This is a genomic window from Blastococcus sp. HT6-30 (assembly GCF_039729015.1).
Classification (GTDB): Bacteria; Actinomycetota; Actinomycetes; order Mycobacteriales; family Geodermatophilaceae; genus Blastococcus.
In genome coordinates this window covers 609531-624310 of sequence record NZ_CP155792.1, presented here as the reverse complement: position 1 = coordinate 624310, position 14780 = coordinate 609531, and the positions used below count along the sequence as shown (strand labels likewise).

The 14780-nt window shown below is 74.2% G+C and carries 13 protein-coding genes and 1 tRNA gene; 5 read left to right on the top strand and 9 right to left on the bottom strand.

Annotated features, from left to right (window positions below):
• Positions 1 to 18: 18 nt before the first annotated feature.
• A tRNA-Gln gene (locus ABC795_RS02945) sits at positions 19 to 94 on the bottom strand.
• Between the two features lie 231 nt (positions 95 to 325).
• Here ABC795_RS02945 and ABC795_RS02940 point away from each other — a divergent pair.
• Complete coding sequence (locus tag ABC795_RS02940) at positions 326 to 1291, top strand: acyl-CoA desaturase (RefSeq protein WP_347059387.1); 966 nt, start codon at positions 326 to 328, stop codon at positions 1289 to 1291.
• Positions 1292 to 1380: 89 nt separating this feature from the next.
• Complete coding sequence (locus tag ABC795_RS02935) at positions 1381 to 2022, top strand: TetR/AcrR family transcriptional regulator (protein WP_347059385.1); 642 nt, start codon at positions 1381 to 1383, stop codon at positions 2020 to 2022.
• Positions 2023 to 2046: 24 nt separating this feature from the next.
• Here the strand turns inward: ABC795_RS02935 and ABC795_RS02930 are convergent, their stop codons facing one another.
• From ABC795_RS02930 to ABC795_RS02900, 7 genes are all read right to left on the bottom strand, one after another.
• Complete coding sequence (locus ABC795_RS02930; RefSeq protein ID WP_347059384.1) at positions 2047 to 3000, bottom strand: 4-(cytidine 5'-diphospho)-2-C-methyl-D-erythritol kinase; 954 nt, start codon at positions 2998 to 3000, stop codon at positions 2047 to 2049.
• On the bottom strand, positions 2997 to 3914 hold the full coding sequence (gene rsmA, locus ABC795_RS02925; protein WP_347059383.1) for a 16S rRNA (adenine(1518)-N(6)/adenine(1519)-N(6))-dimethyltransferase RsmA: 918 nt from the start codon (positions 3912 to 3914) through the stop codon (positions 2997 to 2999). The genes ABC795_RS02930 and rsmA overlap by 4 nt, the downstream gene beginning before the upstream one ends.
• Positions 3871 to 4962, bottom strand: a complete 1092-nt coding sequence (locus ABC795_RS02920; protein WP_347059382.1) for a ubiquitin-like domain-containing protein — start codon at positions 4960 to 4962, stop codon at positions 3871 to 3873. The genes rsmA and ABC795_RS02920 overlap by 44 nt, the downstream gene beginning before the upstream one ends.
• A gap of 346 nt (positions 4963 to 5308) precedes the next feature.
• Positions 5309 to 6148, bottom strand: coding sequence for a hypothetical protein (locus ABC795_RS02915; protein ID WP_347059381.1), 840 nt, complete (start codon positions 6146 to 6148; stop codon positions 5309 to 5311).
• Between the two features lie 119 nt (positions 6149 to 6267).
• Positions 6268 to 7170, bottom strand: a complete 903-nt coding sequence (locus ABC795_RS02910; protein WP_347059380.1) for a TatD family hydrolase — start codon at positions 7168 to 7170, stop codon at positions 6268 to 6270.
• A complete protein-coding gene (metG, locus tag ABC795_RS02905) occupies positions 7167 to 8966 on the bottom strand; it encodes a methionine--tRNA ligase (RefSeq protein WP_347059379.1) in 1800 nt (599 codons plus the stop codon). The genes ABC795_RS02910 and metG overlap by 4 nt, the downstream gene beginning before the upstream one ends.
• A 60-nt stretch (positions 8967 to 9026) precedes the next feature.
• Positions 9027 to 9698: a hypothetical protein gene (locus ABC795_RS02900; protein WP_347059378.1), complete on the bottom strand. Its 672-nt coding sequence runs from the start codon at positions 9696 to 9698 to the stop codon at positions 9027 to 9029.
• 199 nt (positions 9699 to 9897) lie between these two features.
• Between ABC795_RS02900 and corA the strand changes: the two genes are divergently transcribed.
• Both corA and ABC795_RS02890 read left to right on the top strand, forming a co-directional pair.
• Positions 9898 to 11022 carry a magnesium/cobalt transporter CorA gene (gene corA, locus ABC795_RS02895; protein ID WP_347059377.1) on the top strand — a complete coding sequence of 375 codons (1125 nt, stop codon included), beginning with the start codon at positions 9898 to 9900 and terminating at the stop codon, positions 11020 to 11022.
• 163 nt (positions 11023 to 11185) lie between these two features.
• On the top strand, positions 11186 to 12109 hold the full coding sequence (locus ABC795_RS02890; protein ID WP_347059376.1) for a DUF559 domain-containing protein: 924 nt from the start codon (positions 11186 to 11188) through the stop codon (positions 12107 to 12109).
• 63 nt (positions 12110 to 12172) lie between these two features.
• Here ABC795_RS02890 and rsmI read toward each other — a convergent pair whose 3' ends face one another.
• On the bottom strand, positions 12173 to 13027 hold the full coding sequence (gene rsmI / locus ABC795_RS02885; protein ID WP_347059375.1) for a 16S rRNA (cytidine(1402)-2'-O)-methyltransferase: 855 nt from the start codon (positions 13025 to 13027) through the stop codon (positions 12173 to 12175).
• 104 nt (positions 13028 to 13131) lie between these two features.
• Between rsmI and ABC795_RS02880 the strand changes: the two genes are divergently transcribed.
• Positions 13132 to 14667, top strand: coding sequence for a phospholipid carrier-dependent glycosyltransferase (locus ABC795_RS02880; protein ID WP_347059374.1), 1536 nt, complete (start codon positions 13132 to 13134; stop codon positions 14665 to 14667).
• Positions 14668 to 14780 lie beyond the last annotated feature (113 nt).

Sequence of the window (14780 nt, the reverse complement as noted above, 5' to 3'; positions counted from 1 at the left end):
TCGGCGACGACGGACGTCTGGCTGGGGGACTCGGACTCGAACCGAGACTTCCCGGCTCCAAAGGCCGGCGGGCTGCCGATTACCCCATCCCCCATCCCGGTGCCGGTGCGGCCCGGGGGCGCCGGTGCACGGCCGCCCGGAGCGAGCCTAGGGCCCGGTGGCGGTGGTGGGCACCTGCCCCGGGGTCCGCCGTCCCCCGCTCGGGTCGCCGGCTTCCCTACGGAGGCGTAGGTTACGGCCACGGAGCCGGGCCGCAGCCGCGCCGGCCGCATCCCCACCTCGATCGCCCGGAGGCCCCTTGTCCGCTCCTGCTCGCACCCGACCCATGGCGCCTCCGCGCGCCGCAGAACCACACGCCGGGCTGCCGGCCAACGCGATCGGCCGGCGCAAGAGCGTCCTCGAGATCGTCACCCTCTACGCCTTCGTGGTCGTGCCCTTCCTCGCCATCGCGGCGGTCGTCCCGGCCGTGTGGGGCTGGGGGCTGTCCTGGCTCGACGTCGGGCTCGCCGTCGGCTTCTACTTCTTCACGCTGCTCGGCGTGACCGTGGGCTACCACCGGTACTTCACGCACGGCTCCTTCAAGGCCAAGCGCCCCTTGCGGCTGCTGCTGGCCGTCGCCGGCTCGATGGCCGTGCAGGGCCCGGTCGTGCAGTGGGTGGCCGATCACCGGCGGCACCACGCCTTCTCCGACCGCGACGGCGACCCGCACTCGCCGTGGCGCTACGGCACCGACGCCCGCGCGCTGCTCAAGGGCATGTTCCACGCCCACCTCGGCTGGCTGTTCGAGCGGCGCAAGACCAGCCAGGAGCGCTACGCACCCGACCTGATGAAGGACTCCGCGCTGGTCACCACCGACCGCCTGTTCACGGTGTGGGCGGCGATCAGCCTCTTCCTCCCGGCCGTCATCGGCGGCCTGGTGACGATGAGCTGGGCCGGCGCCTGGACGGCGTTCTTCTGGGCCGGGCTGGTGCGCATCGGCCTGCTGCACCACGTCACCTGGTCGATCAACTCGGTCTGCCACGTGGTCGGTGACCGGCCCTTCGTCTCCCCCGGCCGCGACCGGGCGACGAACTTCTGGCCGCTGGCGATCCTCAGCGCGGGCGAGTCGTGGCACAACCTCCACCACGCCGACCCCACGTGCGCGCGGCACGGTGTGCTGCGCGGTCAGATCGACATCAGCGCCCGCACCATCTGGGTGTTCGAGAAGCTCGGCTGGGCGTCGAACGTGAAGTGGCCCGACCCGGTGCGGCTCGCGGCCAAGCGTCGCGCCCCCGCTGCGGCCGGCAGCTGACGGTCCCCTCCCCGGCGTCTCCTCCGCCGGGGCATCCCGCGATCTCCCGGGCGCCCGGGCCGGAGCCGTCCTCCGGGCACGGTGGCGGGGTGAGCGCATCCGGCACGGCGTCCCCGGCCGGGTCCCGTCCGAAGCGGGGCCGGGTGCGCATGACCGGTCCCGAGCGGCGGAGCCAGCTGCTCGACGTGGGCCGCGAGCTGTTCGCCCTCAAAGGGTTCGAGGCAACCTCGGTCGAGGAGATCGCCGCACACGCCGCGGTGAGCAAGCCGGTCGTCTACGAGCACTTCGGCGGCAAGGAGGGGTTGCACGCCGTCGTCGTCGACCGGGAGATGCACCGCCTGCTCGACCGGTTCGGCGCCGCCGTGTCGGCGCCCGGCCACCCCCGGGAGCTGCTCGAGCGCGCGGCGCTGGTCCTCCTCGACTACATCGAGGCGGACACCGACGGCTTCCGGGTGCTCACCCGCGACACCCCCGTGACGAGCGGGGGCGGCTCGTTCGGGTCGCTGATCGGCGACCTCGCCCGCCAGGTCGAGCACGTCCTGGCACGGGAGTTCGCGATCCGCGGCTACCGGGCGGAGCTGGCCCCGCTCTACAGCCAGGCGCTGGTGGGCATGGTGGCGCTGGCCGGCCAGTGGTGGCTGGAGACCCGCTCCCCGGGCAGGCACGAGGTGGCCGCCCAGCTGGTGAACCTGGCGTACAACGGCCTGTCCCACCTCGACCCGCACCCGTAGCCGGGCCCGACGCGTCCCCTCCGGCTAGGGCACCACGTGGGCACCGGGCACCGGCCCGGTGACGGCGCGCACGGTGCGGAAGACCCCGGCCCCGGCCAGCTCGGCCGCCAGCCGGACGGCGCCCTGCTCGTCGGGCGCGAGCGCCGCCACCGTGGGGCCCGATCCGCTCACCAGCGCGGCGAGGGCACCGGCGTCCTCCGCCGCGCGCAGAGCCCGGCGAAGGTCGGGCCGCAGGTTCAGCGCGGCCGGCTGCATGTCGTTGGACAGCGCGGCCGCGAGCTCGGCGGCCGTGCCGGCGCGCAGGGCGGCGAGGACGGGGTCGGGCGGCGTCGGCCCGGTCACGTCCGGCACCCGGCCCTCGGCGCGCAGCCGGTCGAGTTCGCCGTAGACCGCCGGGGTGGACAGCCCTTCTCCGGCCATGCCGAGCACCCAGTGCCACCGGCCGGCGGCCAGCACCGGAGACACGTGCTCACCCCGCCCGGTGCCGAGGGCGACACCGCCGACGAGGCCGAACGGCACGTCGCTGCCGAGCTGGGCAGCCAGCCGCAGGAGGTCCTCGCGGCCGGCGCGGGTGCCCCACAGCACGTCGAGGGCCACCAGCGTCGCGGCGGCGTCCGCGCTGCCGCCGGCCAGCCCCCCGGCGACGGGGATGTTCTTCGCGACCTCCAGGTCCGCGTCGGGCCGGACGCCGGCGGACTCCGCCAGCAGCTCGGCCGCGCGCCAGACCAGGTTGGTGCGGTCGCTGGGCACCTGCCCCGGGCCGCTCGCCGTGCCGGTGCCCTCGCCGGAGAGCCGCAGGGACAGCCCCTCCCCCGGCCGGGCGGTGACCGTGTCGTGCAGCGAGACGGCGAAGTAGACGGTGGCCAGGCCGTGGAAGCCGTCGGCGCGCAGCGGGCCGACGCCCAGGTGGACGTTCATCTTCGCCGGCGCCCGGACGACCACGGCCTCCCGGGCGGTCCCGGTCGCGCCGCTGCTCACGCCTGCACCGCCTCGGTGGCCGCCAGGCGTGCGAAGTCGGTGACCGAGAGCTGCTCGCCCCGGGCGGAGGGATCGATGCCCGCCGCCCGCAGCCGCGCCTCCGCCGCGGCCGGGCTGCCCGCCCACCGTGCGAGCGCCGCGCGCAGGCCCTTGCGGCGCATGCCGAAGGCCGCGTCCACGACGGCGAAGGTCGCCTCCCGGTCGCCCGGCGGCGGTGGGCGACGGACCAGGCCCACGAGGCCGGAGTCGACGTTCGGCTCGGGCCAGAAGACCCGGCGTCCGACGTTGCCGGCCCGGCGCACCTCGCCGTACCAGGCCGCCTTCACCGAGGGGACGCCGTAGGCCGGGGCCCCGGGTGCCGCGGCGAGCCGCTCGGCCACCTCGGCCTGCACCAGGATCATCGCCCGGTCCAGGGTCGGCAGCAGCTCCAGCAGGGTCAGCAGCACCGGGACGGCGACGTTGTAGGGCAGGTTCGCGACCAGCGCGGTCGGGGACGGCCCCGGCAGCTCCGTCACGCGGAGGGCGTCGCCCTCCACGACGGTGAGCCGGTCGGCCAGGTCGGGCCGGCGCTCGGCGACGGTCCGGGGCAGGAGGGTCGCCAGCCGGGGATCGATCTCCACCGCCGTCACGTGCGCCGCCACCGGGAGCAGGCCCAGGGTGAGCGAGCCGAGGCCGGGGCCGACCTCCAGGACGACGTCGTCGGGCCGCACCCCCGCGGTGCGCACGATCCGCCGGATCGTGTTCGCGTCGTGCAGGAAATTCTGCCCGAGTGCCTTGGTGGGACGCAGGTCGAGCTGCTGGGCCAGGTCGCGGATCGCGGCCGGGCCCAGCAGCCCGTCGGCCTGTTCGGGTGTGGTGCTCAGCGGGGGCTCAGCTGAACAGGCGGGGCCCGCAGTGCGGCCACTGGCCGGCACCCGAGGCCTGGTAGAGGAGCTGCGCGCGGTAGGTCTGCTCATCGGCCGGGGCGGCCGACGGGAGACCGCTCCCCCCGACCGCCTGCCACGTGGCCACGGAGAACTGGTACAGCCCGTGGTACTTCCCCGTGCCGCTCACCGCGTTCGCGCGGCCGCCGGACTCGCACGCGGCGAGGGCGGCCCAGTTGAGGCCGTCGGCGGAGGGGCTGTTCGTCGGGCGCGCCTTGGTGCCGACCGACACCAGCTCGTCGACCGGCGCCCGGGTGACGGCGGTGGACAGCTGCTCCCGGCCGGTCTCCTGGCCGTCGACGACGGTCACGCGGTAGGTGGTCGTCTGCTCGCCGTCGACGCCCCGCTGGGTGACCGTCTCGTCGCCTGCGAACGCCTCGGCGTCCTTGGTCTCCACGCGCCCGTGCGCAACCGGGGTGGTCTCGGTGACCTCGGTGACCTGCACCCGGAACACCTGCAGGCGCATCCGGTCGAGCAGCGCCTGGGTGGGCTTGAGGCTGGTGCGGTCGGTGTCGGTGAGCGCGATGCCCTGCTCGGCGAGCAGGTCGCCGGCCGTCGCGGCGGTCGTGGTGACCATGCGCTCCGCGCCGTCGGCCACCAGCACGATCTGCTTCGGCGTGGTGATCGACAGCTGCATGCCCTCGAGCGGCAGGCGGTCGCTGCGGCTGGCGGAGAGGACCAGGCCGTCGGCGCGGAAGCCGAGCTGGTCGAGCGCCTCCTCGACCGACAGCGCGGTCACGTGCACCGAGCGCGAGACGCCGTCCACGGTGAGCTGCAGCGGCCGGGCCCGGTTGAGGACGACGGTGTCGCCGTCGGCCACCTCTTGGTCCGCCGACGGCAGGACGACGTCGTGGGCGGCCAGGGTGATGCCCTCCTCCTCCAGCAGGTCGCCCACGGTGCCGGCGTAGGTGCCGACGTCGCGGGCCTGACCGTCGACGGTGAGCGCGACGGACTTCTGGGCGAGGAAGAAGGCCAGCGTCCCGCCCACCAGTCCGAGGAGGACGAGGGCGAAGAGGCTGAGCTGCAGGGAGCGGCGCACGACACTTCCAGGGGTCACAGAACCCGGGCAGGAGAACGGCCGGGCCGCCGGGGCGGCCCGCCCGCGGGTGCCGGCTCGGGCAGCGGCCGCCGGGAGATCCCGGTCGCGCGCCACCCGGGTCGCTCTCCACCCCGGCTGTCGATCACGACACGATAACGAACACTCTGCGCGTGGCATCGGTGCACGACGAGTGAAGCAGACCGGCCAGCTGCGCGCCGTAGACGCGCCCACACCGATCGTGACGGACGAGCCGGGTGATGCGGATGGGACGTGAGCGCGGCACTCGTACGGGGGTGACCAAGCACACGGCGTGGGCGGTCTTCCGCGGGTCGGGGACGGCGCGGTGTCACCCCGCCAGCGCAGGCGCGCTCGTCCGCACCGGCCGGAGCCAGCTGAGCAGGAAGCCCGTCACGGCCAGCCCGGCGGCCAGCGCGGAGAACCCACCGGCCACGAGAGCCACGGGGAGGACGTCGAAGTTCTCGCTGACCCGTTCCCCGAGGTCCAGCCCGGCGCGCAGCAGGAGCGTGCCGAACGGCAGCAGGGCGGTCACGCTCGCGGCCGCAACCACCAGGTGGGCCGTCCACGTGCGCAGCGCCTCGTCGATCGGCACGTCGGCCCCCTTGGCGGGCAGCGGTCGGACCAGCGCCCTGAGCAGTGCGCCCTCCGCCAGCAGCCAGGCCGCCAGCGGGACGACGACCACCGCCCAGACGGTGGTGTCACCCAGCGCACCGGAGGACCACAGCCACCCGGCCGTCACCAGCTCGGCGGCGACCACCAGGCGCATCGTCCAGACCAGCCAGGGGGAGATCTGCTCGACCTGGCGCGGGCGGCGCGGCGGCGAGCTCAGCGCCCACCGCGGGCGCGGGCGGGTCACCTCGGCCAGCAGGACCCCGGCCAGCAGCCCGACCGAGAGCACGGGGATCCACAGGAACACCGACGCCTCGGCGAGGACGACCACGCTGACCACGATCCCGGCCAGGCCCAGGAGCAGGCCCAGCCGCCGCCAGCGGCGTCCGTGGGCCGCCTGCCGACGCAGCGTCGCCGCCCCCTCCGGAGTCGGCTCGGCCAGTTCCACCGCCCCGCCGGCGACCGCGCGGCGATCCGCCGCGAGCTTCCAGGCACGGGCCAGCAGCACGCCCGGCACCAGCAGAGCGACGAAGACCACGACCGCGATGAGACGACCCACGGTGTTGATTGTCGTCCTCCGGACGACAACGCGGCCACGTGCCGTCCCCCATTTCTGTTGAGCCCCACATGTCCCGCGCCGGGGGAGACTCCGGCCCCCCGCTCGGAACGACCCTGCAGCTACCGGTGGTCGTCGTCCGCCCAGCTGCCGAAGACGCGCTCGGCGGTGGCGGTGAGAGCGTGGCAGAGCTCGGCCAGCTCCGTGCCGGTGACCTCGGCCAGCGCACGGACCGTGTGCGGAACCAGCCGCGAGGCGTTCGGGCGGCCCCGGAACGGCACCGGGGTGAGGAACGGTGAGTCCGTCTCCACCAGCAGCTGGGCCGGCGGGGTGAGCGCCGCCGCCTCGCGCAGGTACCCGGCGTTGCCGAACGTCAGCGTGCCCGCGAACGACAGCACGTAGCCCCGCTCGACGCAGGCCCTGGCGAACACCGCGTCGCCGGAGAAGCAGTGGAAGACGGTTCGCTCGGGGGCGCCCTCGTCCTCGAGCACCCGGAGGATCTCCTCGTGCGCGTCCCGGTCGTGGATGACCAGCGCGACGCCGTGCTCCTTGGCGATCCGGATGTGCGCCCGGAACGACGCCTCCTGGGCCGCCCAGCCCTCCGGGCCGGTGCGGTACCGGTCCAGCCCCGTCTCCCCTACCGCGCGCACCCTCGGCAGCGCGGCCAGCCGGTCGATCTCGGCGAGCGCCTCGTCGGTCGCCCGGCCGTCACCGGCCTCGTTGGGGTGCAGCGCGACGGCGGCCAGCACGTTGGGGTGCCGGGCCGCCAGCGCCGCCGACCACCGCGAGGAGGCGACGTCGACACCGACCTGCACCAGCCGCGGGACGCCGACCGCCTCGGCCGCGGCGATCTCCGCGTCGACGGCGGCCTCGGACGCCCACTCGCCGTGCTCGCTCATCGCCGGGCGCTCCCCCAGGACGATGTCCAGGTGGGTGTGGCTGTCGAGCGCGGGCGCCGGCAGCGGTTCGGGGGACGGCGGCGGCTCGCCGCGCCTGTTGGCGCGCGACGCGGCCGACCGGCTCACTGCGCCTTCTCCTCCAGTCGGGCCAGCTCCTCGGCCACCACCGAGTCGTCGAGCTTCCTGAAGATCGGGGTGGGGGGGACCAACGGGGTGCCCGGCGGCGGGATCGGGGTGGACCCCCAGCCGGCCTGCCCCTCGTCGTAGTCCCCGGTGATGATGGGGTACGGCGAGCCGTCGTCGAGGTCGGCGACCTCCTCGATCCGCGGGGCGGGTGACCAGACCCCGGTCCCGCCGAGCAGCTCGTGCACCTTCTGCGCCGAGTGCGGGAGGAACGGGGTGAGCAGCGCGTTGCAGTCCTTGATCGCCTGCAGCGCCGTGTGCAGGACGGTGTCCCGGCGGGCCGGGTCCTCCTTGAGCTTCCACGGCGCCTGGTCCGACAGGTACTTGTTCGCCTCGGCGACGACCCGCATCGCCTCGCCGATGGCCGCCTTCTGCCGGTTGCGGGACAGCAGCTCCCCGACCGGTGCGAACGCGCCGGACGTCGTGTCCAGCAGCGCACGGTCGGCCTCGGTCAGCTCCCCAGGGGCCGGGACGGCGCCCACGTTCTTGGCCGCCATCGACACCGTGCGGTTGACCAGGTTGCCCCACCCGGCGACCAGCTCGTCGTTGTTGCGGCGCAGGAACTCCGCCCAGGTGAAGTCGGTGTCCTGGTTCTCCGGCCCGGCGACGGCGATGAAGTAGCGCAGCGCGTCGGCGTCATAGCGGGCGAGGAAGTCGCGGACGTAGATGACCACGTTGCGGGAGGAGGAGAACTTGCGCCCCTCCATCGTGAGGAACTCGCTGGAGACCACCTCGGTCGGCAGGTTCAACCGGCCGAGGGAGCCCGGGGTCCCACCCTTGTCGCCCGCGCCGTTGTAGCCGAGCAGCTGGGCCGGCCAGATCTCGGAGTGGAAGACGATGTTGTCCTTGCCCATGAAGTAGTAGGCGTCCGCGTCCGGCGTCTGCCACCACTGCCGCCAGGCGTCCGGCTCCCCGGAGCGGCGGGCCCACTCGATCGACGCCGACAGGTAGCCGACGACGGCGTCGAACCAGACGTAGATGCGCTTGTCGGGCCGGTCGCGCCACCCGTCGAGCGGCACCGGCACGCCCCAGTCGATGTCCCGGGTGTAGCTGCGCGGCTTGAGGTCCTCCAGCAGGTTGACGCTGAAGTTCAGGACGTTGGGCCGCCAGCTCGTGCGGGTGCCCAGCCAGTCGCCCAGCGCCCGGGTGAACGCCGGCAGGTCGAGGAAGTAGTGCTCCTCCTCGACGAACTTCGGCGTCTCACCGTTGATCTTGCTGACGGGGTTGACCAGCTCGATCGGGTCGAGCTGGTTGCCGCAGTTGTCGCACTGGTCGCCGCGCGCGCCGTCGTAGCCGCAGATCGGGCAGGTGCCCTCGATGTAGCGGTCGGGCAGGGTGCGGCCGGTGCTCGGGCTGATCGCGCCGAGCGTCGTCTTCGGGAAGACGTAGCCGTTCTTGAGCAGGCCGAGGAAGATGTCCTGGCTGATCTGCGCGTGGTTGGCCGTCGTCGTCCGGGTGAACAGGTCGTAGCTGAGCCCGAGGGACTGCAGGTCGCCCACGATGATCCGGTTGTTCCGGTCGGCGATCTGCCGGGGCGTGATCCCCTCGGCGTCGGCGGCGACCGTGATCGGGGTGCCGTGCTCGTCGGTGCCGCTCACCATCAGCACCCGGTTCCCGGCCATCCGGTGGTAGCGGCTGAAGACGTCGGAGGGGACGCCGAAGCCGGAGACGTGGCCGATGTGCCGCGGGCCGTTGGCGTAGGGCCAGGCGACTGCGGTCAGGATGTGCCGATCACTCACGCCGATGAGCCTAGGCGGCGTGGTCCAGCCGATCCCCCGCGCGGGCGGGAGAGGCGGGTCTCAGCGCTGCGGGACGACGCTCGTGGCGGGCCCGGCCGGGTCCGCGTCGGCCGGGTCGAGGACGACGAGGCCACCCAGCACCAGGGCGATGAGGCCGAGGGTGACCGTGCACAGCGACCGGTGGACCGACACCGGATCGGGTCGGCGCACCCGCACGCGCGGGCCCCGCCGTACCCACTCCCGCACCGACGGCGCGTCGGCCAGGAGCAGCTTGCCGACCGGCAGCGCGATCGCCGCCGCGAACAGCAACGGCAGCGGAACGCCGCCGGTCAGGACCTCCGGCAGCGGCAGCACGACCGCGACCGCACCCAGGAGCGAGACGACCACGAGCTCGGCGAGAGAGGTGAGCACCAGGAGCCTGCGGCCGGAGCCGTCGACCAGCGCTGCGCCCGCACCGGCGGACAGGACGATCCAGCCGGCCAGGGTGACCAGGCCGAGGAGGACCAGCCAGCCGGCCGGCCGGACCGGTGCGGCGAGGACGGCGTCGATCCTGGTCAGCCCCGTGGCCAGCAGGCCGATCGCCTCGAGGACGGCGAGCAGCCCGGCCGCGAGGGCGGCAGCGGGCACGCGACGCCGCACGTCGGACGAGCCGCCGTCCACCGTGGCGGACCGCGCCGGGACGGCGTACCGGGACCCGACGGTGTCGCGGATGTCGAGAACGGTGCTCGCCACGAAGATCTCTCCCTGACCGGTGGGGGCTGTCACCGTCAGGTCGGCGCCCCGGGTGGCCCGCTGGACCCGCCGGAGGCCGGCGTCACCCCGTGGGGTCGGTGCCGTTCCCCGTCCGCACGGGACGGCAGCGTCGGCCACCGGGGATGCGCGCGCCTACGCTGCACACCGCCCCGACGACCCGGGAGGAGGGGGACCCGCCGTGAGCACCAGGGACGACCCACCGGTGGCACCGCTCGAACTGGCCTCCCAGGTACCACCGCCGGGATCGCCGCCCACGCTGCGGCCCCGCCCGGCCGGGCGGCAGGAGCAGATGCCGACGCGCCGACCCGGGACGGCGGCCGTCATCGACTGCGCCGTGTACGTGGACGGCCGCCGCCAGGAGGCGCTGCGCCCGGCGGACGCGTTGCGGGTCGCCGAGGAACGGGGCGGGTTCGTGTGGCTGGGCCTCTACGCCCCGGACGAGGACGAGCTGGGGGCGATCGCCGAGGAGTACGACCTGCACCCGCTGGCGGTGGAGGACGCCGTCTACGCCCACCAGCGGCCGAAGCTGGAGCGCTACGACGAAGCGCTGTTCATGGTGCTCAAGACCGCCACCTACGTCGAGCACGACGAGCTCACCGCGACCAGCGAGGTCGTGGACACCGGAGAGGTGATGGTCTTCCTCGGGCCGAACTACGTCATCACCGTCCGACACGGTGAGCACGGCGGACTGGGCGAGCTCCGCCACCGGCTGGAGGAGCAGCGGGAGCTGCTGTGCCTCGGGCCCGCCGCCGTCCTCTACGCCGTCGCCGACCTCGTGGTGGACTCCTTCGTCGACGTCACGGCTGCGGTCGAGCAGGACGTGGAGGAGCTCGAGGCCTCGGTGTTCAGCCCCGAGCGCACCGACGACGTCGGCCGGCTGTACCAGCTGAAGCGGGAGCTCATGTCGCTGCGGCGGGCGGTCTCCCCGCTGGAGGTGCCGCTGCAGAAGCTGGCCGAGCGGCCGGTCGACGTCGTGCCCGACGCGATGCGCTCCTACTTCCGCGACGTCTTCGACCACGCCGTCCGGGTGCGCGACCAGGTGAGCGGGCTCGACGAGCTGCTCACCTCGATCCTGCAGGCGTCCCTGGCGCGGACGCAGATGGCCGACAACGAGGACATGCGGAAGATCTCCGCCTACGCCGGCATCATCGCCGTCCCCACGGCGATCGCCGGGATCTACGGGATGAACTTCACCTACATGCCCGAGCTGGACGAGAAGTGGGGCTATCCGGCGGTGCTGCTGGTCATCCTCACGGCCATCGTGCTGCTCTACCGGGGCTTCAGACGCAACGGCTGGCTGTAGCTGCCTCCCCGGGCATAGGAGGCTTCGCCCACGGTTTCGAGACCCGGTCCATAGGCGTAGCTTCCTATGCCCGCTGGGGGCGCCAGGTCGGGGCGTCCGCGGTCTGTCCACAGATCGCTTCGCCGGCGGCCAGCGGAGGACGGCGTCGACGAGGCTGCCCCGCATGAACTGGCGGCAGGTGATCGGCGAGGCGGTACGCGACCACGGCGGCGTGATCACACGCCGCCAGCTGCTCGAACGAGTGCCGCGCCAGGTGCTCGACAGCTACGTCGGCCGCCGTCACCTCGTCCGCATCTTCCCGAGGGTGTACCGGTTGCGCGACGGGGTCGACGACGACGCGACGGTGCTGCGAGCGGCACTCCTGCACGCCGGGCCGGCCGCGGCCCTGAGCCACACGACCGCGCTCGCCGTCTGGGGGCTGCGCGCTCTCGACCGGCCGCTGCACCTGACGGTGGACCAGCGCGTCAAGAGGGCCGGGGCGCCCGACCTGCTGGTGCACCGCCGGCTGCGCTTCGACCCCGAGTCGACTCAGTGCGTGCAGCGACGTGGTCTTCTCGTGACAGCACTTCCCCGGGCCCTCGTCGACTCATGGCCTCTGCTGCCGCCGGCGGATCGCCGTCCGCTCGCCCTGGACGTGACCAACCGCGGACTGGTCACCGCCGAGCAGCTCGACGAGGCGCTGGCCGAGCGCCCGAACGTGCCCGGCCGGCGCGGTCTGCGGCAGACCATCGACCTGATCACCGACGGCTGCAGGAGCGAGCTCGAGGCCCACGGCGTCCTCGGCGTCTTCCGGCACCGCTCGCTGCCGTCGAGCGTCGGCCAGCACCAGGTGCAGCTCCCGGGCCGTCGGATCAGGCTCGACCGGGCATGGCCGGAGGTGAAGCTGGCGGTCGAGCTGGACGGCGCCCGGCACCACACCGAACCTGCAGACCGCCGCAGGGACCTGGCTCGTGACCGGGAGCTCGCCGCGCTCGGCTGGGTCGTCCTCCGATTCACGTACGCGGACGTCCTACGTGATCCCGAGGGCGTCCGAGCGAAGGTGCTCGAGGTCTACCGTGCCCGCCTGGCGCAGCTGCGAGTGAGCTGAGGAACTTCCCGGCATAGGAGGCTCTGCATACGGTCAGGGGGTGGAAACCGCAGGCAAAGCCTCCTATGCCTTGGGCGCGCGGGGGGACTTGGCGGCAACGACGGCGTCGTAGACGGCGCGGCGCGGCAGCCCGGTGCGGGCCATGACCGCCCGGATCGCGTCCTTGCGGGGCGCGCCGGCCGCCTCCTCCGCCGCGACCTCCGCCGCCAGCTCGGCAGGCGTCAGGTCCACCGCCCGCTCCGGCGCCCCGGCGACGACGAGGGTGATCTCGCCGCGCACCCCGTCGGCGGCCCAGGTGGCGAGTTCGGCCAGCCCGCCGCGCCGGACCTCCTCGTGGGTCTTGGTCAGCTCCCGGCAGACGGCGGCCGGCCGGTCGTCCCCCAGCACGGCCGCGGCGTCGGCGAGCGCGTCGGCCAGCCGGTGCGGGGACTCGAAGAACACCATCGTGCGGCGCTCGTCGGCCAGCCCGGCGAACCGGGACCGCCGCTCGCCGCCCTTGCGCGGCAGGAAGCCCTCGAAGCAGAAGCGGTCCACCGGCAGGCCGGAGACCGCGAGCGCCGTGATCACCGCGGACGGCCCCGGCACCGAGGTCACCTCGATGCCGGCGTCGATCGCCGCACGTACCAGCGTGTAGCCCGGGTCGGAGACCGAGGGCATCCCGGCGTCGGTGAGCAGCAGCACCGTCCGGCCTTCGGCCAGGGCCGCCAGCAGCCCGGGCAGCCGGGCGCGCTCCACCGACTCGTGGAAGGTGACCACCCGGCCGGTCAGCGTGACCTCGAGGTCGGCGGCCAGCCGGTGCAGCCGCCGCGTGTCCTCGCACGCGAGGACGTCGGCGGTGGCCATCGCCGCCCGCAGCCGCGGACCGACGTCCCCGGGTTGCCCGAGGGGCGCGCCACCCAGCACCAGCCGTCCGCTCACGCCGACGAGCCTGCCACGACCCGTCTCTCCGGCCCGCCCGCAGGGGCCCGGCGCGAGCCTGCGAGTGCCGGAGGGCAGGCCGGTCCGTTGTCTACCCTGACCGCATGGCGGTGCTGACGCCCGAACGGGTGGGCGGGGACCCGCAGGGTGCTCCGCCTCCGGTGCCCCCGAGGGTGCGCCGCCTGCCTCCTCCCCGGCCGCGCAGGGACGTCGTCCCACCGCTGCCCGGTGACCGCCGGACGGCGTGGATCATCGCCGCCGTCCTGGGCGCGCTCGCCCTCACCGTCCGGCTCTGGGGCATCGGCTACCCGCGCGACCTGCTGTTCGACGAGGCGTACTACCCGCCGGAGGCGCAGGAGCTGCTCGTCTGGGGCCACGAGTACAACCGCGGCTACTCCTTCATCGTCCACCCGCCGCTGGGAAAGTGGCTGATCGCGGCCGGGGAGCTGCTGTTCGGCTACAACTCCTTCGGCTGGCGCTTCCCGTCGGCGGTGGCGGGCTCGATCGCCGTCGTCGTGCTGTTCCGGCTGGCCCGCAGGCTGACCGGGTCGACGACGGTCGGCCTGTTCGCCGGGCTGCTCCTGCTGGTGGACGGCTTCGCGTTCACGATCTCCCGCATCGGCCTGCTGGACGTGTTCCTGCAGGTGTTCGTGCTGGGTGCGGTCGCCTGCCTGCTCGTCGACCGCGACGTCGTGCGGGCCCGGGTCCGGGCGGCCGGCGAGGTCGCGGGCGGCGGGTTCCGGCTCGGGCCGCGCGGCTGGCGGATCGCCGCCGGGTTCCTGTTCGGCTGCGCCTGTGCGGTCAAGTGGAGCGGGGTCTGGTTCCTCGCCTTCTTCGCCGTCCTGTCGCTGTTCTGGGACCGCGCGGCCTGGCGCGAGGCCGGGGTGCGGCGGCCCACCCGGACGGCGGCCCGCCGCGGGCTGCCCGGTGCGCTCTGGGCACTGGCCGCCGTGCCGGTGCTCACGTACCTCGCGAGCTTCACCGGCTGGTTCCTCGGCGAGACGTCGCAGGGCAAGGCCTGGGCCCAGCAGAACCCGGAGACGGCGTTCCCGTGGGTGCCCGACGCGCTGCGCTCGCTGTGGCACCAGCACGCCGAGTGGCTCCGGTTCCACAACGGCCTGTCCAGCCCGCACCCGTGGGAGTCCGGGCCCTGGTCGTGGCTGGTCAACGGCCGACCGATCCTGCTGTGGAACCCTCAGGGCCTCGTCGACGCCGAGGGCGAGCAGGTGGTGCGCTACATCCTCATGGTCGGGACGCCGACCCTGTGGCTGGCCTTCGCGCCCGCGGCGGTCTGGCTGCTGTGGCGGATCGTCGCGCGGCGGGATCCGGCGGCCCTGACCGTCGCCGTCGGCATCGCGGCGGGCTGGCTGACCTGGTTCGTGAACCTCGAGCGCACGATGTTCATCTTCTACATGGCGCCGGTCCTCCCGTTCTTCGTGCTCGCGGTCGCGCTGGCGCTGCAGGACGTGGTGGGGCGCCCTGGCGCGGCCGAGTGGCGCCGGCGTGTCGGCCTGGCCGCCGCCTGCGGCTACGTCGCCGTCGTGGCGGCCACCTTCGTCCACTTCTGGCCGGTGCTCACCGGGCAGCCCCTCTCGCACGCGGAGTGGCTGCAGCGCATGTGGTTCCCGTCATGGTTCTGACTCGGGGTGGCCGCGCGTGGTTGCGGCCTGGGGCCCCACGTCGAGCAGCGTTCCCTCGGCGCGACAGCGACCCGCGCCCGCGCGGGGCGGGCACCCCGCGGGGTGCCCGGCGC

Bases quoted from the DNA above. Each gene is read 5' to 3' on its own strand.
- ABC795_RS02890 (WP_347059376.1), top strand. From the start codon at position 11,186: ATGAACTGGCGGCAGGTGATCGGCGAGGCGGTACGCGACCACGGCGGC.
- ABC795_RS02880 (WP_347059374.1), top strand. From the start codon at position 13,132: ATGGCGGTGCTGACGCCCGAACGGGTGGGCGGGGACCCGCAGGGTGCT.
- ABC795_RS02940 (WP_347059387.1), top strand. From the start codon at position 326: ATGGCGCCTCCGCGCGCCGCAGAACCACACGCCGGGCTGCCGGCCAAC.